This window comes from Paenibacillus thiaminolyticus, assembly GCF_003591545.1.
Taxonomy (GTDB): domain Bacteria; phylum Bacillota; class Bacilli; order Paenibacillales; family Paenibacillaceae; genus Paenibacillus_B; species Paenibacillus_B thiaminolyticus_A.
The window spans coordinates 21,495-44,139 of sequence record NZ_QYZD01000028.1; the positions used below are offsets into that span (position 1 = coordinate 21,495).

The 22,645-nt window shown below is 54.7% G+C and carries 19 protein-coding genes; 14 read left to right on the top strand and 5 right to left on the bottom strand.

Features of this window, described 5'->3' with window-relative positions; genetic code table 11:
- Window positions 1–72: 72 nt before the first annotated feature.
- Both DQX05_RS22905 and DQX05_RS22910 read left to right on the top strand, forming a co-directional pair.
- Window positions 73–408 (top strand): YlbF/YmcA family competence regulator, encoded by a 336-nt coding sequence (locus DQX05_RS22905; RefSeq protein ID WP_119795433.1) that lies wholly within the window; start codon window positions 73–75, stop codon window positions 406–408.
- 185 nt (window positions 409–593) lie between these two features.
- Window positions 594–899: a hypothetical protein gene (locus DQX05_RS22910; RefSeq protein WP_259392155.1), complete on the top strand. Its 306-nt coding sequence runs from the start codon at window positions 594–596 to the stop codon at window positions 897–899.
- Between the two features lie 73 nt (window positions 900–972).
- Here DQX05_RS22910 and deoD read toward each other — a convergent pair whose 3' ends face one another.
- A complete protein-coding gene (gene deoD, locus DQX05_RS22915) occupies window positions 973–1,683 on the bottom strand; it encodes a purine-nucleoside phosphorylase (RefSeq protein ID WP_119795434.1) in 711 nt (236 codons plus the stop codon).
- Window positions 1,684–1,961: 278 nt separating this feature from the next.
- Entirely contained in the window at window positions 1,962–2,693 is a 732-nt protein-coding gene (locus DQX05_RS22920; RefSeq protein ID WP_119795435.1) for a Crp/Fnr family transcriptional regulator, read from the bottom strand.
- Window positions 2,694–2,852: 159 nt separating this feature from the next.
- On the opposite strand from DQX05_RS22920, the gene deoB reads away from it, so the two are divergent.
- The 7 genes from deoB (at window position 2,853) to DQX05_RS22955 (ending at window position 14,501) form a co-directional block, all read left to right on the top strand.
- The gene (gene deoB, locus DQX05_RS22925; RefSeq protein ID WP_119795436.1) at window positions 2,853–4,034 is read left to right on the top strand and encodes a phosphopentomutase; all 1,182 of its coding nucleotides are present in this window, start codon (window positions 2,853–2,855) and stop codon (window positions 4,032–4,034) included.
- Between the two features lie 64 nt (window positions 4,035–4,098).
- A complete protein-coding gene (locus tag DQX05_RS22930; protein WP_119795437.1) occupies window positions 4,099–5,133 on the top strand; it encodes a BMP family lipoprotein in 1,035 nt (344 codons plus the stop codon).
- Window positions 5,134–5,197: 64 nt separating this feature from the next.
- Window positions 5,198–6,739, top strand: a complete 1,542-nt coding sequence (locus DQX05_RS22935) for an ABC transporter ATP-binding protein (protein ID WP_119795438.1) — start codon at window positions 5,198–5,200, stop codon at window positions 6,737–6,739.
- Entirely contained in the window at window positions 6,726–7,802 is a 1,077-nt protein-coding gene (locus DQX05_RS22940) for an ABC transporter permease (protein WP_119795439.1), read from the top strand. Before DQX05_RS22935 ends, DQX05_RS22940 begins: the two co-directional genes overlap by 14 nt.
- Window positions 7,803–7,805: 3 nt before the next feature.
- On the top strand, window positions 7,806–8,759 hold the full coding sequence (locus DQX05_RS22945; protein WP_119795440.1) for an ABC transporter permease: 954 nt from the start codon (window positions 7,806–7,808) through the stop codon (window positions 8,757–8,759).
- 349 nt (window positions 8,760–9,108) lie between these two features.
- On the top strand, window positions 9,109–11,784 hold the full coding sequence (locus DQX05_RS22950) for a YhgE/Pip domain-containing protein (RefSeq protein WP_119795441.1): 2,676 nt from the start codon (window positions 9,109–9,111) through the stop codon (window positions 11,782–11,784).
- Window positions 11,785–13,166: 1,382 nt separating this feature from the next.
- Window positions 13,167–14,501: a DRTGG domain-containing protein gene (locus DQX05_RS22955; RefSeq protein WP_119795442.1), complete on the top strand. Its 1,335-nt coding sequence runs from the start codon at window positions 13,167–13,169 to the stop codon at window positions 14,499–14,501.
- A 91-nt stretch (window positions 14,502–14,592) separates the two neighbouring features.
- On the opposite strand, the gene DQX05_RS22960 is transcribed toward DQX05_RS22955, so the two are convergent.
- From DQX05_RS22960 to DQX05_RS22970, 3 genes are all read right to left on the bottom strand, one after another.
- A complete protein-coding gene (locus DQX05_RS22960; RefSeq protein ID WP_119795443.1) occupies window positions 14,593–14,904 on the bottom strand; it encodes a YtpI family protein in 312 nt (103 codons plus the stop codon).
- A gap of 82 nt (window positions 14,905–14,986) precedes the next feature.
- On the bottom strand, window positions 14,987–15,484 hold the full coding sequence (locus DQX05_RS22965; RefSeq protein WP_119795444.1) for a sporulation membrane protein YtrI: 498 nt from the start codon (window positions 15,482–15,484) through the stop codon (window positions 14,987–14,989).
- A gap of 37 nt (window positions 15,485–15,521) precedes the next feature.
- Window positions 15,522–15,848, bottom strand: coding sequence for a YtrH family sporulation protein (locus tag DQX05_RS22970; RefSeq protein ID WP_119795445.1), 327 nt, complete (start codon window positions 15,846–15,848; stop codon window positions 15,522–15,524).
- 152 nt (window positions 15,849–16,000) lie between these two features.
- Between DQX05_RS22970 and DQX05_RS22975 the strand changes: the two genes are divergently transcribed.
- From DQX05_RS22975 to accA, 5 genes are all read left to right on the top strand, one after another.
- A complete protein-coding gene (locus tag DQX05_RS22975) occupies window positions 16,001–19,615 on the top strand; it encodes a DNA polymerase III subunit alpha (protein ID WP_119795446.1) in 3,615 nt (1,204 codons plus the stop codon).
- A 104-nt stretch (window positions 19,616–19,719) separates the two neighbouring features.
- Window positions 19,720–20,220: a phosphatidylglycerophosphatase A family protein gene (locus DQX05_RS22980; RefSeq protein WP_119795447.1), complete on the top strand. Its 501-nt coding sequence runs from the start codon at window positions 19,720–19,722 to the stop codon at window positions 20,218–20,220.
- A 143-nt stretch (window positions 20,221–20,363) separates the two neighbouring features.
- Entirely contained in the window at window positions 20,364–20,552 is a 189-nt protein-coding gene (locus DQX05_RS22985; RefSeq protein ID WP_087445247.1) for a glutamate decarboxylase, read from the top strand.
- A gap of 125 nt (window positions 20,553–20,677) precedes the next feature.
- Window positions 20,678–21,559: an acetyl-CoA carboxylase, carboxyltransferase subunit beta gene (accD, locus tag DQX05_RS22990; RefSeq protein ID WP_119795448.1), complete on the top strand. Its 882-nt coding sequence runs from the start codon at window positions 20,678–20,680 to the stop codon at window positions 21,557–21,559.
- Entirely contained in the window at window positions 21,549–22,529 is a 981-nt protein-coding gene (gene accA, locus DQX05_RS22995) for an acetyl-CoA carboxylase carboxyl transferase subunit alpha (RefSeq protein WP_119795449.1), read from the top strand. The genes accD and accA overlap by 11 nt, the downstream gene beginning before the upstream one ends.
- Window positions 22,530–22,645 lie beyond the last annotated feature (116 nt).

Genomic DNA, 22,645 nt, shown 5'->3' on the forward strand with positions numbered 1-22,645 from the left:
TAGCACTCGCGACAGCGGCCGCTCCTGTATGGTATGCTGACTTACGAGGAAGAACGGAAAGGATGAGAATGGATGAGTGTATATGATCAAGCCCATGAATTGGCCCGCGCCTTGCAGCAATCGGACGAGGCGAAGGCCGTCGAGACGGCGATGAAGGCGATTGAGGCCGATGGGGACAGCAAGCGAATGCTGGATGATTTCCGCCTGCGCCAGATGGAGATGCAGCAGAAGATGATGACTGGCGAGATGCCGGAGCAGTCGGAGCTGGACAAAATGGAGAAGCTGTATGAAGTCATCAGCATGAATTCTGAGATCGCGCAGCTGTTCGAAGCCGAACGGCGGCTGGCGGTCGTCATTCAGGATGTGAACAAGATCGTATCGGATGCGCTCGGCCATCTGTATGCCTGATACCGGCACATTGAGCGCGAGGCCTACGCGGCCGAGCGATACTGATGCCGCGGGTGCTGCGGTGTGAACGAATCTGGCATGTTATCTATGGATGCCGCATACGCTCTACTATAGCCAAGCTATAGGATTACAGAACGATGGCGCCGCCGGCTGTCTTCGTTGCTGTTGAAGGAGAGCGATTGCCCATGATGAACCGAATGTCTTATTTCCGTTCTTCGAAGCGTAGTGTATGGAAGCATGTCCTGTCGATAGGGGCTGCCCTTGCCATGCTTGTCATCGTACTGCCGACACTGTCTTTCCAGGGTGGCTGGACGCCGGCCGTCTGGTTCTGCATCGTCTGGTGCGCCTTCGCGCTGCTTATTATTGCCGCCCATCTGCACCGCCTCCTGTGCGTGGATGAAGAGACCGAGAGGGACCTGCAGCGTATCAAGCAGGAGAAGCTGCGGCGTTGGGAGGAGCGGCTGAGCCGCAAAATCGTGCGGATGAAGTGAGCATGGAGCAAAGGGGCAGCCCGGTCTTGGCATTGACCGCGGGCTGCCCCTTTTTCCTGTCTGTCCGGTTGTCTTATTTGCCGCGAAGTGCTGTCTCCAGCGCGACTTCGATCATGTCGTTGAACGTCGTCTGCCGCTCTTGGGCCGTCGTCTGCTCCCCGGTCAGAATATGATCGCTGACGGTGAACATCGCCAAGGCGTCAATACCGTATTTCGCCGCTAAAATATAAAGCGCCGCCGTCTCCATTTCTACGGCGAGAACCCCGTATTTGCCCATCTTCGTCTGCATCTCTACAGTGTCGGCATAGAAATGATCCGAAGAGAAGATGTTCCCTACCTGAAGATGAAGCCCTTTTTCCTGGCCGATCTCATAGGCGCTGCGAAGCAAATCGAATGTCGCAATCGGGGCGAACTCGGCATCCGGGAAGTAGTGCTTGTTGATGGAAGAGTCGGTGCATACCGCTTGCGCCAGCAGCACGTCGCGCAGCTTCACGTCTTCTTGAATCGCGCCGCATGTTCCGATGCGGATGATGGTCTTGCATCCATAATCTTTGATCAATTCCGTCGCGTATATGGAGAAGGAAGGAATCCCCATGCCGGAGCCTTGAATCGATACTTTATGTCCTTTATAGGTTCCTGTGTATCCGAGCATGCCGCGAACCTGGTTGTAGCAAACGGCGTTCTCAAGGAACGTTTCTGCGATGTACTTCGCGCGAAGAGGATCGCCAGGCATCAAGGCGACGGGTGCAATATCTCCAACTTGTGCTTCCAAATGAATACTCATGCTGAATCCCTCCATTGTCCTTCACAAAATAAATTTAGAACCGTTATTAATATGAAAACGGTTACTTGTATTTATACGATACCATGAACACGGATTGAAAAACCGTGATGGCGGCCCTTATATTCTGTGAACAATTTCACCAAATTATTGACGGGTTGGTAACTGAATGCGTCTTCTTCGCCAATTATAATCAAGATATGACAAACGGCCCCGACCTTATCGTCGGCAGCCGCCATCAGTTCTATGCATGCATGGCGCGTATTCGGCACCATGGATTTTTACGGTTGGAAGATATCTTGCGAACGCCATTTGCGGTAAGCGGGCGAATCATCCATGTCATCGCACATCGATTGCAGCTTCTCCAAGTCGGTAATGTAAATGTATTTCTGATTCATCATCAGCACACCTTCGTCCTGCAGATCGCGCATGACCTTCGAGATCGATTCCCGGGTCACACCAATCATGTTGGCCAAGAGGTGATGCGTCACTTTACAATCGATCTTGTAAGCGGATTCAGCAGGCTTGCCCAGGTTGTAATACAGATCCAGGAGCAAGTTCGCCAGCTTCAATCGCACGTCGAGATAAGACAGGTAGCGGACTTTGTTGTTCATATTGCTCAAGTGATCGAGCAGCCGGTTATAGGCTCTCTTCATTACCGACGGGTGTCTGTCCATGATCGCGTTGAAATCTGATCGGTTCATGACCCAGAAATGGGAGGTCTCCATCGTTTCTACGGTAGCGACGCGGCGAGGGTAGGTAGCGATGGTTTCCATCTCGCCGATGATATCGCCGGGGAACTGGAAGTTTAAAATAATTTCCTTGTCGTGATAAAGACGATATACTTTTACTAGTCCTTCCCGCAAAATATATATATCAGAACTATCATCATCTTCATGGATGAGCACCTGGTTCTTCTTATAGGTTCGGGTTTTCAGCAGGGGAAGGATATTGTCGCAATCCTCCTGTGATAAGTCTTGTAACAAAAAAACGTGCTGTAAACTGCTGAGCATGGATTCTCCTTTCATCGGCAGGAATATGGATATATTGCCTGTCGAAAAACCATAATTACATTTATACATCTATATATTACATGACATTCGCCGGATAAGCCAAGTACCGGCGCGGGTGTCCGATTAGACAACTTGGATAACAGAAGAGGAGTGGTAAACATGTTTGAACGAATATGTGTCGTCGTCATGGATAGTGTAGGAATCGGAGAGCTTCCCGATGCGGAACGCTTTGGAGACGTCGGCTCTCACACGCTCGGCCATATTGCGGAGCGCGTACCGACAATTCAGCTTCCGAATCTTCAGGCGCTCGGTCTGGGCAATATCGCGGACCTGCCGCATATTCCTCCCGCCGAAACTCCACTGGCCTTCTATGGCAAAATGGCCGAGACTTCCGTCGGCAAAGATACGATGACCGGCCATTGGGAGTTGATGGGCCTGCATGTCGACATTCCATTCGAGGTTTATCCGGAAGGATTTCCCGAGCCGCTCATCAAGGCTTTCGAGGAGAAGACGGGACGCAAGGTGCTCTGCAACCGCCCTGCTTCCGGGACGGATGTGCTGAATGAGTACGGTGAAGAGCAGATGCGCACCGGCGCCTGGATCGTGTACACGTCCGCGGACAGCGTATTCCAGATTGCGGCGCATGAAGACATTATTCCGCTGGAAGAGCTGTATGCGGCATGCGAGATCGCTAGGGAGATGACGCTGACCGCGCCATATGCCGTCGGACGCATTATCGCGCGGCCGTACGTCGGTGAGCCGGGCAACTTCAAGCGGACCGCCAATCGTCATGATTACGCACTTGCTCCGCCGGCGAAGACGGTTCTAAATTTCATCTCCGAGGGCGGGTATGAAGTGGTATCCGTGGGGAAAATTAACGATATCTTCTCCGGAAGCGGAATCAATCACTCCTATCCTACCAAGAGCAATTCACACGGCATGGAGACGACGATTGAGCGCTTAGGAGATGCAGGGAAAGGATTGATCTTTACCAACCTGGTTGATTTCGATTCTCTGTACGGACACCGGCGCGATCCGGAGGGCTACGCCCGCTGCCTGGAGGAGTTCGACCGAGCGCTGCCGGAGATGATGGAACGGGTCGGCGAGAAAGACCTGCTCATCATTACGGCCGATCACGGCAACGACCCGATTCATGCAGGAACGGATCATACACGCGAGTATGTGCCGATTCTAATCTACAATCCGACGTTTGCGGGCAAGACCGCTTCCATCGGAGTACGCTCGACCTTTGCCGACTTGGCCGCTACGCTGGCAGACAACTTCGGCGTCACGGGAACAGGTCACGGGACCAGCTTTTTATCGCTGTTGGCGGCCCGCTGACGTGCTCGCTTTAGATAGATGCAAGACGAAGAAGGATTGATTAATCTCAAGGGGGAACTTGTCAATGAAGAAATCGATGTTGTTGGTATTATCAGCGATGCTATTGTTCACCTTCGCTCTGGCCGGCTGCGGCAACAAATCCGGGGGCACGAACGCTGGCGGCGGCGAAGGCGCTGAAGACGGCGGGAAGAAGCTCAAGGTCGGGATGGTTACCGATCTGGGAAGCGTGAATGATAAATCGTTCAACCAGAGCGCTTGGGAAGGCCTGCAGAAGCTGCGCGACGACTTCGGCTATGAAGTCAAATATTTGGAGCCGAAAAATGACGGTGAAGTCAATCCGAGCTTGAACCAGTTCGTCAAGGGCGGCTACGACTTGACCTGGGCCACGGCTTATACGCTGGATGATGCGGTAACGAAGATTGCCAACGAGAATCCAGACGCGAAGCTGGGTATCGTCGATTCGGAAATCATCGTGCCGAACGTCGCTTCCGTCTCCTTCAAAGAAAACGAAGGCGCGTTCCTGGTCGGCGTTATCGCCGGATCGATGACGAAGTCAAACAAAATCGGATTCGTCGGCGGCATGGAAATTCCGGTTATCAAGCGCTTCGAAGCCGGCTTCCGCGAAGGCGTCAAGGCGGTTAATCCGGATGCTTCCTTCAAAGCGATTTACACGGGGCAATTCACCCGCGTCGATATGGGGAAATCGGCTGCTTCCACGTTGTATGACGACGGCGTCGATATTATTTTCCACGCTTCCGGCTTGACAGGCAACGGGGTATTCAATGAAGCCAAAGAGCGTGTGAAGCGCGGCGACAGCGTCTGGGTTATCGGCGTAGACAAGGACCAGTCGCTTGAGTTCGGCGACGATGTGACGCTGACCTCGATGATTAAGAAGGTCGACGAAGCGGTATATACGATTTCCAAGGCGTTGGCGGACGGCAACTTCCCTGGCGGCCAAGTCACTTCTATGGGCCTGAAGGAAAAAGGCGTCGATATTGCGCCGACTTCCGACAAAAACGTGCCTAAGGATATATTGGACAAAGTCGAAGAATACCGTGCAAAAATTGTAAACGGCGAGATTGAAGTGCCGACGACTTAATTTCACCATACCGTCTCCCCGCCGCTAGAGCGGCGGGGAGATGTGTTACGGAGGGGAACGCCATATGCACAAGGGAGATATCATACTGGAATTGAAAGGAATTACAAAGCGCTTTCCCGGCATTGTAGCAAACGATCAAATCAGCTTGCAGTTGAAAAAAGGCGAAATTCATGCGCTTCTCGGCGAAAACGGCGCCGGCAAATCGACATTGATGAATATCGTATTCGGATTGTATCAGCCTGATGAAGGCAGTATTGAACTGAACGGCCGGCCGATTGTGATGGACGGCCCGAACAAGGCGATTGAATGCGGCATCGGCATGGTGCATCAGCATTTCAAGCTTGTTCACCCTTTTACGGTTACGGAAAATATCGTGCTCGGCATGGAGCCGACGCGAGGCATAAAGATGGATTTAAAGGGCGCTGCCCTTAAAATACGCCAGCTGTCTGAGCAGTATGGGCTGAATGTGAAGCCGGAGGCGGTCATCGAATCGATTTCGGTCGGCATGCAGCAGCGGGTCGAAATTATGAAAACGCTGTACCGCGGCGCCGAGATTATTATTTTCGATGAGCCAACCGCGGTGCTGACGCCGCAAGAGATCGATGAGCTGCTGCACATTATGAAGCGGCTGGCGGCGGAAGGCAAGTCGATTCTGCTCATTACGCACAAGCTGAAGGAAATAATGGAGGTTGCGGACCGCTGCACGATTATCCGCCGCGGCAAAGTCATTGATACCGTGAAGGTGTCTGAGACGGATCCGGAGATGCTAGCCGAGAAGATGGTTGGCAAGCATGTCGAATTCAAGACAGACAAGGCGCCGGCTTCACCGCAGGATGTCATGCTTCAGGTTGATAACCTAATCGTGAAGGACGAGCACGGGCAGCATGCCGTGGACAACGTCAGCTTCCAAGTGCGCGCCGGAGAGATTGTCGGTATCGCGGGCGTGGACGGCAACGGTCAGAATGAGCTGATTGAAGCGATAACCGGCATGCGCCGGACCGCGGGCGGGCATATCCGGCTGGCTGGCCAGGATGTGACGGACGTGTCTCCGCGTGCCGCTTCGGACAAGGGTATCTCTTACATCCCTCAGGATCGGCATAAGCATGGGCTGGTGCTCGATTTCGACGTAAGCGAGAATGCCGTGCTCAAATCATATGACAGCCCGAAGTTCAGCCGCAAAGGCTTGATGGATCAGCAGGCGATTGAACAGGTGGCGGAACGGTATGTCGAGCATTTCGATATTCGGACGCCAAGCATCCATACACTGGTGCGGGCGATGTCCGGCGGGAACCAGCAGAAGATCATTATCGCGCGCGAGATCGACAAAGATCCGAAGCTGCTCGTCGCAGCCCAGCCGACACGGGGGCTGGACGTCGGGGCGATCGAATTCGTGCATAAGCAATTAATCGCCCAGCGCGACGCAGGCAAGGCGGTCCTGCTCGTGTCGTTCGAGCTGGAAGAGATATTGAATGTGGCCGACCGCATCCTCGTCATGTTCGACGGGCGCATTGTCGGAGAGACGACGCCGGAGACAACGACAGACCAGGAGCTGGGTCTCATGATGGCCGGCAAGCATCAAGGGGGGGAACGTCATGAACAAACTTAAATCGATGCTAGCCAAAGAATCGGTTATCATCTCTCTCGTGGCCATCATCCTCGGTATTCTTATCGGAGCTCTCGTTATGCTTGCCGGAGGTTATAATCCGCTGCTTGCATATCAGTCGCTGGTTGAGAAAATATTTGGCTCCGCCTATGACATGGGAGAGACGTTGCGGGCGATCGTTCCGCTTATCTTCGCCGGATTGGCCGTAGCGATTGCGTTCCGTGCGGGTATGTTCAACATCGGGGTAGACGGCCAGATTGTGATGGGCTCGCTCGGTGCGCTCATCGTAGGCAATATGATATCACTGCCGCCGATTCTGCACGGCATCGTCGCCATTATCGCCGGCACGATTCTGGGCGGGCTGTGGGGCGCGCTTGTCGGTCTGCTCAAGACGAAGCGGGGCATTAACGAGGTTATCTCCTGCATCATGCTGAACTGGACCGCGCTCTATCTCAGCCATATAGTCATCAAGGCGTTCATGGCGGAATCGGGAACGTCCCGTTCGCAGAGCATCCAGGAATCGGCCAGCATCCAGATCGGCTGGCTCAGCGATTTGATGAGCGGGGCCCGCGTTCATTGGGGGTTCTTTATCGTCATCGTCGCTATTATCGGGTACCACTTATATATGAACCGGACGAAGTGGGGGTATGAGACCCGCGCCGTAGGGAATAACAGACATGCGGCGGAATATGCCGGCATGAGCGTGTCCAAGGTCATTACCCGGACGTTCTTCCTCTCGGGGATGCTGGGCGGCATGATCGGAACGCTGGAAGTGCTGGGCGTCTTCAAATATATGGCTATCTCCTCCGTTACTTCCGGTATCGGCTTTGACGGTATCGCCGTCGCGCTGCTTGGCATGAACGGCGCGCTGGGCGTCCTGTTGGCCGCCGCGCTGTTCGGGGCGTTAATGTACGGAGCGCAGGGCATGAGCTTCGGAGCGGACGTTCCTGGCGAGGTCATCAAGATGGTCATCAGCATCATCATCTTCTTCGCCGCGGCTCCAGGCATGATTCGCTGGTTGTTAGCACGGTTTTCACGTTCCAAAAAGGCGAAGCGGGAGGGATAACAGATGGAATTGCTTGGATCTTTAATCAACGGAACTCTCGTATTTGCAACAGCACTCGTCTTCGCCGCGCTCGGCGGACTCATTGCGGAGCGTTCGGGGGTTATCAACCTCGGATTGGAAGGCTTCATGGTGTCAGGCGCGTTTTCCTCCGCGGTTGTGGCTTATTACGCCGAACAGGCAGGACTGGGTGCGGCTTCCCCATGGCTGGGCTGTCTGGCCGCGCTTATCTTTACGGTCATCTTCTCAGGCATTCATGTCATTGCCTCGGTTCGCTTCAAGGCGAATCAGGTCATTAGCGGTATCGTGGTCAATATGCTCGCCGCCAGCTCAACCTTCTTCCTGGTGAAGCTCATCTTCAACGGGGCGGCCGAGACGCCGGTCCTCAGCCATGTGTTCCACCGGATTCACATTCCTTGGCTGAGTGATATTCCGTTCGTGGGTAGAGCGTTCTTCCAGTCGTATCCGACGACGTATATCGCGCTCCTGTTCGTCATCATCGTCTATTACGTGATGTTCAAGACGCCGCTCGGCCTGCGGCTGCGGGCGGTCGGCGAGCACCCGGGAGCGGCGGACACGGCCGGGGTGAAGGTCAATCGGCTGCGCGGCTGGTCCGTCATGGTCGGCGGATCGATTGCCGCCTTGGGCGGAGCGACGATTGCTTTGACAGCGAACAGCAGCTTCGCGTCCAATACGATCTCCGGCCAGGGGTATATCGCGCTGGCGGCGGTTATCTTCGGCCGCTGGAATCCGATCGGCGCGACGTGCGCAGCGTTGTTCTTCGGCTTCGCGCAGGCGCTGCGAGATCAGGTTCAGCTGTACTCCTTCGCCAATGCGGTACCGACGGAAGTATTTTACATGCTACCGTATGTGCTGACGCTCCTCGTGCTGATCTTCACGGCCGGCAAGAGCAATTCGCCGTCTGCGCTTGGCGCGCCATATGAGCCGGGCAAGCGGTAATATAATATCAACAGCAATCGACATGGGCTGGCTATGCCTCCCTCTTCCCGTTGAGGAAGAGGGAGGTTTTTTCATGTTCTGAATTCCCTTCGCATACATTCTTCGTAGCTTCAAGCGCCGATGCGCGCTCCACTCTTTCATGCAGCGAACTTGACCGTAGCAAATTTTTATAAACAAGAGAAAATCGCCGTTTTTATATCAATTTTAATCCAGTTTCGAACCATTTTAAGGGTAATTGCCAGAAATAATCTGTTTGAATTCTGAAAAGGCGGGCGGTATAATATCAAACATCTGCGGTGTCAGAACTATTTTAACAAAATGGTCATTCGGTCAGTGAGGAGGTGACAGCATGAAGAGTCTTCGGTTTTTTTGGTCGGAATTAATGGGGGTCATCCGGTCGAAGGATGTCCTGATTCCGATACTCGGTCTCCTGGTTATCCCGCTGTTGTACAGTGGCGTCTATTTGGTGGCGAACTGGGATCCGTACAGCAATGTCAAAAACATGCCTGTCGCAATCGTTAATGAGGACCGGCCGGTGACGTATGAAGGCAAGGAGATTGCGATCGGGCATGAGCTGATTGAGAAGCTGCATAGCAATGATGCGGTGGACTTCCATTTCGTGTCGCGCAAGGAGGGTGAGCGCGGATTAAGCGAGAACAAGTATTATTTGCTTATTATCGTGCCGGAAGAGATGTCGCACAACGCGACCACGATTCTCGACCCCAATCCGAAGCCGATGAATCTGATCTATAAGGAGAATAGCAGCTATAATTTCTTGTCCGGCCAAATCTCTGACAAGGTCGTGCAGAGCATCAAGTCGGAGCTGTCGCAAAAGGTGACGGAGACCTATGTTGAGCAGATGTTCAATGCGATCGATACCGTCGCCGAAGGATTAGGCGCCGCCAGCGAAGGGGCCGGTAAAATCGAAGACGGTCTCAGCCAGTTGGGCGCCGGAATCGAGATGTTCCGGGACGAATTGAATGCGCAGGTCGACTCGAAGACGGCGGAAGCGGAGACGATGGTCGAGAAGATGCTGGCCGAGAACGAGAAGAAGCTCGATCAACTGATTCATGATGAAATAGACAAAACGATGGATACGAAGAAGCCCGAACTGATGAAAAAGGTCCATCAAGACATCGATACCGAAGCCGAGAAGTATACCAAGATTGTATATGATACCGTCCATACGCGGATCGACGACATGGTCAATGAGTACTCGCCATTGTCGAAGGAGAAGCTTCATGCGCAGATCGACAAGCAATCCGCCGTCTATGGAGATGAGATTCGCAAGAAGCTGCATCAGGAAATCGACACTGCGTATAATAGCAACCTCAACCAGGTGTTGGGCAAAATCAGTCAGGAGGTCGACAAGTCGATTGCCGACATGGAGCCGGCTGCCCGGGTGAAGATGCACAGCATTATTGACAAGGAGTATGCGAATGTTGACAGCTCAATCCGTTCGACGCTGAACCGTTATATTGATGAGAAAGTGGATCAGATCTTCGACGATGCCATCAAGCGCGGGAAGGAGCAGCTGGATAACATCCAGGCAAATCTCGATCAACTGGAAGAGAAGCTTAAGCCCATCGGCGAGAAGCTGCCCCCAGAGCTCCAGCAGCAGTGGGAGGCGATGAAGAAGCAGCTGGAACAGGTTCGATCCCAGGTCGAGGAAAATCTGACTCAGGTCAATCTGGAGCAGCTGCGCGACAAGGTGAAGCAGGATTTGAACAACATGGTCAACAAGGAGCTCGACAAGTTGAAGCCCGCACTGCTCGCCAAGCTGCATCAGGCAGCAGACCAGAAATTCGACCAGGTCTATCCGCAGGTGCGTTCGCTCGCACAGCAGGTAGCGATGTCCAAAGCGAATGAGCTGGCTCCGAAGCTGCTGGCCAAAGCGCATCTCGTTGCCGAAGATATTTATCAGGAAAAATTGAAACAGCTTACCGACAAGCTTCATGATACGGTCGATTCCAAATGGATGGAGTACGAGCCGCAGGTCGTGGCGGGCCTCCATCGGAAAGCGAATGACGAGCTGGATCGGATGACGCCGGAGATTCTCACAAAGATTCATCAGGCGGCCGACGACAAGGTGAACAATCTGGAGCCGATGGCGCGAGATCTGCTGCACGACATGGCGGAGATGAAGCTGAAGGAAGCCGCCAATAAGGTGCAGGAGATGATCTTCGTCAAGATGAGCGAGATGCTGAATCAGGTCGATCAAGCGAAGGATGCAATCAACGGCGGATTCGAGCAGTTGCTGGACGGTCAGGAGCAGCTTTTATCCGGCGGCGCGGAGCTTCGCCAGAAGCTACAGGAAGGCGCGGATAAAGCGCAGCAGAACCCGACCGATAAGACGTATGAAATGATTACGTCCCCGGTTGGCAGCGATAAAGTCGCGAATCATGATGTCACGACCTACGGCGTAGGCATGGCTCCGTATTTTTTGTCGCTTGGATTTTTCGTCGGGGCATTGATGTTCTCGATGGTCTACCCGCTGCGGGAGACCTACACCCGGCCGCCTTCCGGCACCGCCTGGATGACGAGCAAATACGGATTCATGACGGTGGAGAGCGTTCTGCAGGTTGCCATTGCCGGATTGGTCGTCCTCCATGTGATTCATTTGCCGGTGACGAACGTGCCGATGTTTTTCGTCGTTTGTCTCGTTACGAGCTTAACGTTCTTTGCCATGATCCAATTTTTCATTACCTCATTCGGGAACGTAGGGCGCTTCATTATCATTTTGCTGCTCGTGTTCCAGCTGTCCTCGACCGCAGGCACCTTCCCGATTGAATTAACGCCGAAATTTTTCCAGATGCTGCACCCTTGGTTCCCGATGACTTACACGATCCGGGCCTTCCGCGGCGTCGTGTCGCTGGGCGACATCCAATACGTCTGGCTGAATCTCGGCAAGCTGTCCATCTTCCTCGTGCTGTCGCTTCTCGGCAGCTGGATCTATTTCATTCTCAGCCACCGGAAGCTGGCGAAGACGGAGCCGTCGATTGACGGAACCGCAATGACCGGTTGACGATTCGGCCGCAGCCCGTACCGATAGAGAGAAAAATCGTGAAAAAGGTTAATATAGGTGCCGGCAAGAAGAAAGACGCTGGGAACATTTCGTTCCCGCGTCTTTTTTCGTTTGTAACCGTTGATGGGCAATGGTTCGTACCTGAGAAGGCAAGGAATATGAAAATAAAACGTCGAATAAGAAAAACACGCGCGTGGTATTGATGTCTGTTATGAAAAAAGCAACAAATGTAAGCCTTCGTTCAAGGGATGCGGCCGTATTGGCACTCTGTTATTCTTTTTACCTCAGATAAAGGGTAGAACGGAGGACTACTGCATTGAGAAGTGAACAAGAAATAATGAATCTGCTTGTCGATTTCGCCATGAATGATGAGAGGAACTGATTGGTATATTTTTCCATCGGAGCTGGGGAATTGGTTTTCCTATATCTTTCTTTTTCAGGATGGCAACATGGTCACGAAGTATACTGTAAATATTCGGAACTCTTTGAGGTGGACGAGATAAAGTGACCGTCTTTTTTAATGGGCGGTTATAATTTTGCGCAATGACGAGTATCTCCACAGGACAGCAAGGACAAGTAGCCGTTACTACCGGAATGAAAAAACCTGGCGTATCGCGGATAAAACTAGTACCCTTATTTGCCTCTTATGACCAATATCCCAACGACTCAGAGAAAGAACGCGATGACTCAACCAGCGCCCTCATCCTGACACCCCTAACGCCGTTCACGATGGACGAATCAGTGAACCAGAGTTTCACGCCTTATTTTGATAAATTTTGATGAATAGATGTAGCTTCCTGGAATAGTTCCGTTCCTGCGAGAAAAGTCAGGATTGAACCAGAGATGGGCATTGACCAGTTGTTTGAACCAGGATGATGAAATTTGATGTGTTGAAAGAAGTCGATTGGACTCTCCTGACTTAACGGGATAGTGAACGAAAGACAGTAAGGGGCACCTGATCTGATGGGATAGTGAACGTAAGACAGCAAGGAGACCTGATTCGATGGGATAGTAATCATAAGATAGCTGGAGGGTACTTTCTTTGGTTGGGTTCTCCGCCGTCCAGTATGCCTGGGGTACCTGACTGAACGGGAGAGCAAACAAAGAGAGAAGGGCGTTAAATGGCGGTGAACCGGTCATTTTTTTCATTATATCTTTCAACAGTTCAAGGAGTCGGGAAAGAAGCTGCTGTTATAATTGAATGCCGCCTGAATATGAGGCGCCACTTCATAGTTCTCCGCATGAGGAGCAGTTTGATGAAGGGTGTATTACCTTGAATGCTATGGGATGCAAGTGCCGGACTCGTTTTTTTTGCATCGTTCTTTGAAGATGTGCTATCATGAATACAGAGTACAACAGTTCGGAGTTCGGGGGTGTAACAGATGGAAGGGAATGATGGGACGGTTACGAAGTATGAGCAGTTGCTGCATCATATCGAGGGCTTGAAGCCGGGAACGAAAATATCGGTGCGCAAGCTGGCGAAGGAGATGTCGGTGAGCGAGGGGACCGCTTACCGCGCCGTCAAGGAGGCGGAGAGCATCGGCATCGTCATTACGAAGGAGCGGATAGGAACGGTCCGCGTCGAGAAAAAGCCGCGTAATATGTCGGACAACCTGACCTTCGGTGAAGTGGTCGACATATTGGGCGGACATGTACTGGGCGGCGGCAAAGGTCTTGAGAAGACGCTGAACAAATATGTCATCGGGGCGATGAAGCTCGACGCGATGGAGCGCTATATCGATGCCGGCAGCCTGCTTATCGTCGGCAACCGGGAGGATGCCCACCGGCTTGCCCTACAGCACGGCGCGGGCGTTCTTATCACCGGGGGATTCGGCACCAGCCGCGAGGTCAAGCTGTTGGCCGATGCGCTGAATCTGCCGATTTTTTCGTCGAAATATGACACGTTCACCGTCGCCTCGATCATTAACCGTGCGCTGTTCGACCGGTTAATCAAGAAGAAGATCATGATCATCGAGGATATCGTTACGTTGAAATCGAAAATGTATGTGCTGCGTCCTTCGAGCACGGTGCAGGATTTCGAGCGGATGCGGGAAGAGACGGGGCACAGCCGCTTCCCGGTCGTGGACGAATGGAACCGCGTTATCGGGATGATGACGTACAAGGATATGCTTGGTGCGGATTCGCAGCAGACCATCGAGAAGCTATATACTCGCAGCCCGCTGACGGCCACGCTGCAGATGACGCTGGCGACGGCCGCCCATACGATGGTGTGGGAAGGGGTGGAGCTGCTGCCTGTCGTCGATCGGAGCCGCAAGCTGATTGCCGTCGTAACGCGCCGCGAGGTGCTGAGCGCGCTGCGTGACGCGCGTCAGGAGACGCAATTGGGGGAGACGTTCGTTGATTTGATATGGAACGGATTTGAGGAGCAGCGGGACGAGGAAGGCAATCCGATGTTCCGTGGGGGGATTACGCCCCAGATGGTCAACGGCTTCGGCGCGGTGTCGGAGGGCATACTGACGACGCTGATGACGCAAGCCGCGCTGAGGGCGGTCAAGGAGATGCGAAGCTACGATCATGTGATGGACAATATCACCACGTATTTCGTCCGTCCGCTCCAGATTGAAGATGTCGTTACCCTGAAGCCTCAATTGATCGAAATGAGCCGGAAGTTCTGCAAGCTGGAGGTCGAGATTCGGCATGGAGAGGTGCTGGCGGCCAAAGCGATGATGACGATGCAGTCGATCGATCACGACTGATCCCCGTCTTTCACCGGCGAATAGCCTCTGCCCATCTCGGGCAGAGGCTATTGTCGCGCGCTGACGCGTGACGCACGGATGTATGACGGGCTTATTTCGAGGAGCCGACCCCGTCAAGAATGCGCTGGAAATGCATATGGTTGCGCACTCCGGCCAGCAGATTGAACAGTCCGATCAGCATAACGGCGGCACCGACAATGATGCGCATCGTCGAGGCGGAGTACGCGATCGCCTGAATGCCGGCCAGGCAGAGCAGCATCAGTCCCATGCAGATGTTCATTCTGGCCGTGAACAGGCCGCGGAGCACCGTGTCCGTCTGCCGCCGGGAGCGGATGCTGAAAAAGACGGACAGCACGGATGTGATGCACAATAACAGGAATAGCGTCCATTGAATCCATTCCATCAGGAAGAACTCTCCTTCTCACTTGCTTTTCATAGCTTCTGGCTGTCCCTAGTGTATCACAGATTGCGCCTCATCCCAATATTTAGGACACCTTCGCCGGAATATAAAGTTTGACATCGACCCACACGTGAAGCACGCCCTCGGTGACAAGCATCGTGCGCAGCAGCACGGTGTAGTCCTTCTCTTGCACATCGGGATATATCTTGTGGGCCAAGAGACCCTCGACCAGCTTCGAATGTTCGTCAATCTGGAAGACGTCCCTGCCCTTCAAGCCGGATAAATCCTTGAGCAGGCGGCGCCGAATCTCGGTCTCATGGGCCTGGGGAAGAGCCGTGCCCGTAGCGGGCTCATAAATATGAACCTCGATGCTCTTGATAATCGTCCGCCGATTCTTGTAGCGAAGCAGATCCTCCGCCTCCGCCTTATAGTGGGCCAGCCTGTCCTGCAGATCGATATTCATCATCATCAACTCGTTGAATTGGTGCAGGTGCATGGCGTGGTATACCGCCGCCCCAATGACGGCTCCGACCAGGACGAGCGCGATGTCGCCCAGCCATCTAGGTACTGCCTTCAGCCGCATAGGCCCGCCTCCTCTCGCTGACGGCACCCTTCTGCGGCTAGATTCGGCTTCGGCATATCCATTGAATCATCTCGGTTCCCATATGGGCGCCGATGAAGGAGACGAGGATGTAGAGCAGCTGCTTGAACACCGGGGAGAGGTTCCCGTCCAGGAAGTTGCTTTCGATGACACGTATCGGGTCGATCGTTCCGCCTACGGCGGCGACGACGGCCCATATTTTCAGCTGCTCGGAAATATGCTGCATCGTATCGATCGGCGATTGCAGCGCGACGACGGCTCCGATGCCGGCTAGTATTGATCCGCCCAGCACAACACCGAAGGCGATAAAAAAATCGATAAGCGCTTTGGACAGAAACGTACCCATTGAATGGCTTCTCCTTTCCTGCTCCCGCGGGTGCCTGCGGACAAGATGTCCTTTATACATATATAGAATTTCCGTGAAAAAATATGATACAATACAAGATAGACGAAAATATGTTCCCATACATGGCACGGCATAAGAAGGAGGGGAAGGCTATGGAACCGTTCGTGCACCTGCATGTTCACAGTGAATACAGCCTGCTTGACGGTGCGGCCCGCATCGAGAATCTGGCCGCACGGGCGGCTCAATATGGGATGAAAGCGCTGGCGCTTACGGATCATGGGGTCATGTACGGGACCATCGCCTTCTACAAAGCTTGCCTTGCGCACGGAGTCAAGCCAATTATTGGCATGGAAGCTTATGTTACGGCCGGGTCGCTTCATGATAAGGGCTCCCGCAAGGAGCAGCCGAACTATCACCTGATTCTCCTGGCAAAAAATGAAGAAGGCTATCGCAATCTGATGCGGATTACGTCCATCGGGCATTTGGAAGGATTTCATTACAAGCCCCGGGTGGACATGGACACGCTGCGCCGGCATGCGGACGGCATCATCGCGCTGAGCGCCTGCCTTGGAGGAGAGGTGTCCCAGCATGTGCTCCACGGGCGAGCAGAGGCCGCCCGCGAGGCGGCGGAGCGTTACCGCGATATTTTCAAGGACGGATTCTATCTCGAGCTGCAAGACCACGGGCTGCCTGAGCAGAAGAAGGTCAATCTCGGCCTTGTCGCGCTCAGCGAGGAGACGGGCATCCCGCTTACGGTGACGAATGATGTGCACTATATGGAGGAAGAGGACGCCGCGGTGCAGGATGTCCTCATTTGCATCGGCACGGGCAAGACGAAGGAAGACGAGGATCGGCTGAAAATGGGGACGACCCAGATGTATTTCAAGTCGGCGGAGGAGATGAACGCGCTGTTCCGCCACGTTCCGGAGGCGGTGGCCAATACGGTGCGCATTGCAGAGGAGTGTCAGGTGACGCTGGACCTTGGAGCCTCGATTCTTCCTTCCTTCGAGCCGCTGCCGCCGGGGCTGTCCGCCCCTGATTATTTGCGCCAGCTGTGTCAGGAAGGGCTTGAACGGCGCTATGCGGAGCTGCCCGCCTGGTCGGACGAGGAGTTCCGTACGGCCGCGCAGGAGCGGCTGAACTATGAGCTCGACACGATCGAGAAGATGGGGTTCTCCGATTATTTCCTCATCGTGTGGGATTTCATCCGCTTCGCGCATGAGCAGGGCATTATGACCGGACCCGGCCGGGGTTCGTCCGCCGGCAGTCTGGTCGCCTACAGCCTGCGTATTACGAATGTGGATCCGCTCAAATACCGGCTGCTGTTCGAGCGGTTCCTCAACCCGGAACGGATTACGATGCCGGATATCGACATCGACTTCAATGACGAGAGGCGCGACGAGGTCATCCGCTATGTGGCAGACAAATACGGCCATGATCGAGTGGCGCAGATCATCACCTTCGGCACGATGGCCGCGCGAGCGGCCGTACGGGATGTCGGCCGGGTGCTGAACGTGCCGTATAACGAGACGGATCGGGCCGCCAAGCTGATCCCGAACCAGGTAGGCATGACGCTGGCGAAGGCTCTGAACGCCAGCAGCGAGCTGCGTGAATGGAAGGAGCGCCAGCCCCGCATCGGCGAGCTGCTCGACATGGCGGCGAAGGTGGAACGGATGCCGCGCCACGCGTCGACCCATGCGGCTGGCGTCGTCATCAGCCGGGAGCCGCTGACCCATTACGTGCCGCTCCAGGCCGGGACGGAGCATGCGGCGCTTACGCAGTATTCGATGGAGCATTTGGAAGCGGTCGGGCTGCTGAAGATGGACTTCCTCGGCCTGCGCACCTTATCGATCATCGAGCGCACGCTTGGCTGGGTGAAGAAGGATACGGGGGACGAGATCAGCCTGAACGCGCTCGACGATACGGATCCGGCCACCTATGCTCTTCTGGGCAAGGGGGATACGACGGGCGTATTCCAATTGGAATCGGCCGGCATGCGCCGCGTGCTGCGGGAATTGAAGCCGTCCTCGTTCGAGGATATCATATCTGTCCTCGCTCTGTACCGGCCGGGTCCGATGGAGTTCATCCCGAATTTTATTCAGAGGAAGCACGGCCTGAAGCCGGTGGAATACCCGCATCCCGATCTGGAGCCGATTCTCCGGGATACCTACGGCATTATCGTCTACCAGGAGCAGATTATGCATATCGCTTCGCAGATGGCGGGATTCAGCCTGGGGGAAGCGGATCTGCTGCGGCGGGCCGTATCGAAGAAGAAGCGTGAAGTGCTGGATCAGCAGCGCCAGCATTTCGTGGAAGGCAGTCTGGGGCAAGGCTATTCGGCGGAAGAAGCGAACCGGGTGTACGACATGATCGTCCGCTTCGCCGACTACGGCTTCCCGCGTGCCCATGCGGCGGCGTATGCCGTGCTTGCCTTCCAGACGGCTTATCTGAAGACGCATTATCCGACAGAATTCATGGCGTCCATGTTGACGGCCAATATGGGCAGCCACCGGAAGGTGGCGGAATATATCGACGATTGCCGGCGGCTCGGCATCGAGGTGCTGCCGCCGGATGTCAATGAGAGCTTCGTGCCGTTCACCCCGGTTGCGGGCGGCATTCGCTTCGGCCTGGGCGCGATCAAGAATGTCGGCACGCTGGCGATCGAGAGCATTATTCGCGAGCGGCAGGAACGGCCTTATGCGGATTTGCTCGATTTTTGCCAGCGGGTCGATCTGCGGGTCTGCAACCGCCGGGTTATCGAGTCGCTCATCCAAGGCGGAGCCTTTGATTCCTTGCCGGGCCACCGCGCCCAACTGCTCGCCATGATCGACGAGACGCTGGAGGCAGCCGCGAAGTGGCGCAAGGATCGGGAAGATTTGCAGATCCAATTCCTCGATCTCGTCGAGGTGAACAACTGGACGATTGATTATCCCGATGTCCAGCCGCTTACAATGTCGCAGCAGCTGGAGCTGGAGCGGGAGCTGCTCGGTCTCTATTTGTCCGGGCATCCGCTGGACGAATATGATCAATTGCTGGAGGAGCTCGACACCGACCGGCTCGTCGATCTGCACGAAGCGCCTGACGAGAGCGAGTGCATCGTCGCCGGCATGATCGTGTCGCTCCGCACCATTACGACGAAAAAGGGCAAGCCGATGGCCTTCGCCGAGCTGGAGGACCGCGTGGAACGGGCCGAGGTCGTGCTGTTCCCGGAAGTGTGGAAGCGGGCGGAGCGGCTCGTTGGCAAGGGCGCGCTCGTGGCGGTGCAGGCGAAGGTGCAGCTTGAGGACGAGGGCTTCAAGCTGCTCGCCCACGAGGTGGTGCCGCTCGAGGCCGGCGCGGTCTCCGGCCTGGCGAAGCGCATCGCCGCCCGGCGGCGCAAGCCGCTTGCCGCAGGGATGCGCGTGCCGGACGGCGATGCGCCCGTAGCGGCCGAAGCCGCCGGACACCGCGCTGCGCCGCAGCGCCCGGCTCCGGCCCGCCAGCCGCAGCAGGCGCCATCGGCGGGCTCCGGCGCCAAGGGCGCGCCGCGCGGGGCGAAGCGCCAGCGCGTCTACATCAAGATTACGGCCGACCGCGAGCGGCCGGAGCTGCTGGAGGAGCTCAAGCGGCTCCTCCAGACGCAGCCCGGCCCGCTGCCGACCGTGCTGTTCTACGAGCGCGAACAGCAGCTGCTCGCGCTGAACGACTCGTACGCGCTGAAGCCTTCGCCGGACCTGTTCAAGCGCATCGAGGCGCTCTTCGGCGAAGGAAGCGTACGCGTAAAATAATGATGAAGCGGTGAACATTTCCCCGCCCTTCCGCATACATTTTAGATACGTCTCAGATGCAGGAGACAAGTCCGAACGGAGGACAGGGAAGGGAGGGGATGGCCATGCCGCTCGATTTGGCCGAGCAATGGCTCAACCGGCGGGGTGTCACCCTGGACAGCATCGCGGACATCGTCTATCAGCTTCAGTCGCCTTACAATGCGTCCCTGACGATGGAAGCGTGCCTGGATAGTGTGCAGACGGTAATCCGCAAGCGGGAAGTCCAATACACGCTCATTACCGGCATTGCGCTGGATGAGCTGGCGGAGCAGAAACGGCTGCCAGAGCCGCTGCAATCGATTATGGAGGCGGATGAATCCTTGTACGGGGTGGACGAAACGCTCGCGATGGGGATTACGAACGTATACGGCATGATTGGGTTAACGAGCTTCGGCTATTTGGACAAAGCAAAAATCGGCGTCATCCGTGAGCTCAACGATAACCGGGAACAGGTGCACGTCTTTCTCGACGATATCGTCGCCGGATTGGCAGCGGCAGCTTCCGCCCGCATCGCGCACCGGAACCGGGACGCACGCAGCTACGATGCGGCAGATGACGCGCTGTAGCTTGAACGGAGGCCCCGAGGACTCCCCTGACATACATGGCGGTTAGCGATTCCACCGGATTTGGTTGCGGTGAAAATGTCAATTATGTTATCATAATGGCATTATATGAGCCGTACTTGGGACGTTAGGGGGGTCATACGCGCATGTGGACAGTCATCTACATCGCTCCGACTGCCAATTTAGCAGAGAAGATCCGGATCAGATTGACAGAGGAAGGATTTCTCGTTCAGGTTCGCCCTGTCCATCTCTCCAAACAACAATTTGAAATCCTGGTACCTTCCGGGGAAGTCGAGGAAGTTCAAGAGGTGCTCAATTCGATTTTGCATGCATGAGACGGCTGATGGATGAACGCTAGGTTGTTCAGACAGCCGATTTTTATTGCCTGCGGTTAGGACAATCTCTGGGGAGCCGCAAGACTGCTCCTTGCTGAGAAATCACGCCTAAAGAGGTGTAACGGGTGTTTAAAGACTTATTTCAAAAGAAAAAGTACGCAACAGTGCCTTCGCCGATGATGAACGATGATCGTCCTAAGCGTGAAATACCCGAAGGGTTAATGAACAAATGCCCGAAATGCGGCACGATTCAGTATCATAAAGAATTGCAAAAAAACCTGAAGGTATGCTCGGAGTGCACTCATCATCTGCGATTGAATGCGTGGGAACGCATCGAAATGACCTTGGATGAAGGCCGTTTCTTTGAATATGACGCGGAAATGGATTCTGTCGACCCGCTTCAATTCCCAGATTATATGGAGAAGCTAAATCTTCAAAAAGCAAAGACGGGCTTGAAAGAAGCCGTAATCACGGGGGAAGGCACCATAGGCGGTTTTCCGGTTGTGGTTGCCGTCATGAGCTTCGAGTTTTTCACAGGCAGCATGGGCTCGGTCGTCGGCGAGAAGGTGACGCGCGCGATTGAGACGGCGCAGCAGAAGCAATATCCTCTGATCATCTTCTCCACCTCTGGTGGAGCGCGGATGCAGGAAAGCATTCTGAGCCTGATGCAAATGGCGAAGACGAGCGCGGCGTTGGCCAAGTTCCATGAGGCGGGCGGTTTGTACATTTCCGTCTTCACCGATCCGACGATGGGCGGCGTATCGGCCAGCTTCGCGATGCTTGGCGACATTATTATAGCGGAGCCAGGCGCAAGAATTGGCTTTGCCGGACGACTTGTCATCGAGCAGACGATTCGCCAGAAGCTGCCGGACGAGTTCCAGACGGCGGAATTTAATTTGAAGCACGGACAGATCGATCTGGTCGTTCCGCGCAAAGACATGCGCCAAACATTGAACAAGCTGATTGATCTGCATACCGTGAAAGGAGAGGTGACGCATGGCGGGTGAGCTTCCGTTCGAGCAGCCTTTGGTAGAGTTGAAGAAAAAAATAGACGAGCTTAAGCGGTTCGGCAAAGAAAAGAACATTGACTTTACTGAAGAAATCGCCCGGTTGGAGCAGCGTTACGCCAAGCTGGCCGAGGACATTTACACTACGATCAGTCCGTCGCAGAAGATGCACTTGGCACGACATCATCAACGTCCGACCGCGCTTGATTTCATTCAGCATATTTTTACCGATTTCATCGAAATGCACGGAGACCGCTTGTTCGGCGACGATCTTGCGATCGTTGGCGGATTGGCGCGATTGAACGGCATTCCCGTCACGGTTATTGGTCATCAGCGAGGGAAAGATACGAAGGACAATATTGCACGCTTCTTCGGCAGCCCCCATCCGGAAGGCTTCCGCAAGGCGCTGCGCCTAATGCAGCAAGCGGACAAGTTCAACCGGCCGATCATAACGTTCATTGACACGAAGGGTGCCTATCCGGGCAATACGGCGGAAGAGCGCGGCCAATCCGAGGCGATCGCCCGCAACCTGCGGGATATGATGCTGCTCCGCGTGCCGGTCATTTGCGTCGTAATCGGCGAAGGGGGCAGTGGTGGAGCGCTGGCTTTGGGTGTGGGCAACCGCGTGCTGATGCTTGAAAATGCAATCTATTCCGCCATCTCTCCGAACGGCGCGGCTTCCATTTTGTGGAAGGATGCGTCGAAGGCCGATCAGGCGGCGGAAGCGATGAAGATTACGGCAGACGATCTGAAGGAAATGGAAGTCATCGAGGAGATCATTCCCGAGCCGCAGGGCGGAGCTCACAAAGATGTGCCGGCTGCCTCGGCCGAAGTCAGAGAAGCGCTTGTCCGCCATCTGGCAGAACTGCTGGAGATGAGCGCCGATGAACTGCGGGAGGACCGGTATGAGAAATTCCGCCGCATCGGGGTATTTGAAGAACATACCAAGGTAGGAAGTACCGAATCATAAAAACGGTATATGCTGGTAAAACTAAATATTATGATAATCTTCATATACAAACTTGTCGAATTATAGTAAATTAGATAGATGAGGGCATACGCAAGATATGCAACAATAGACAGAAA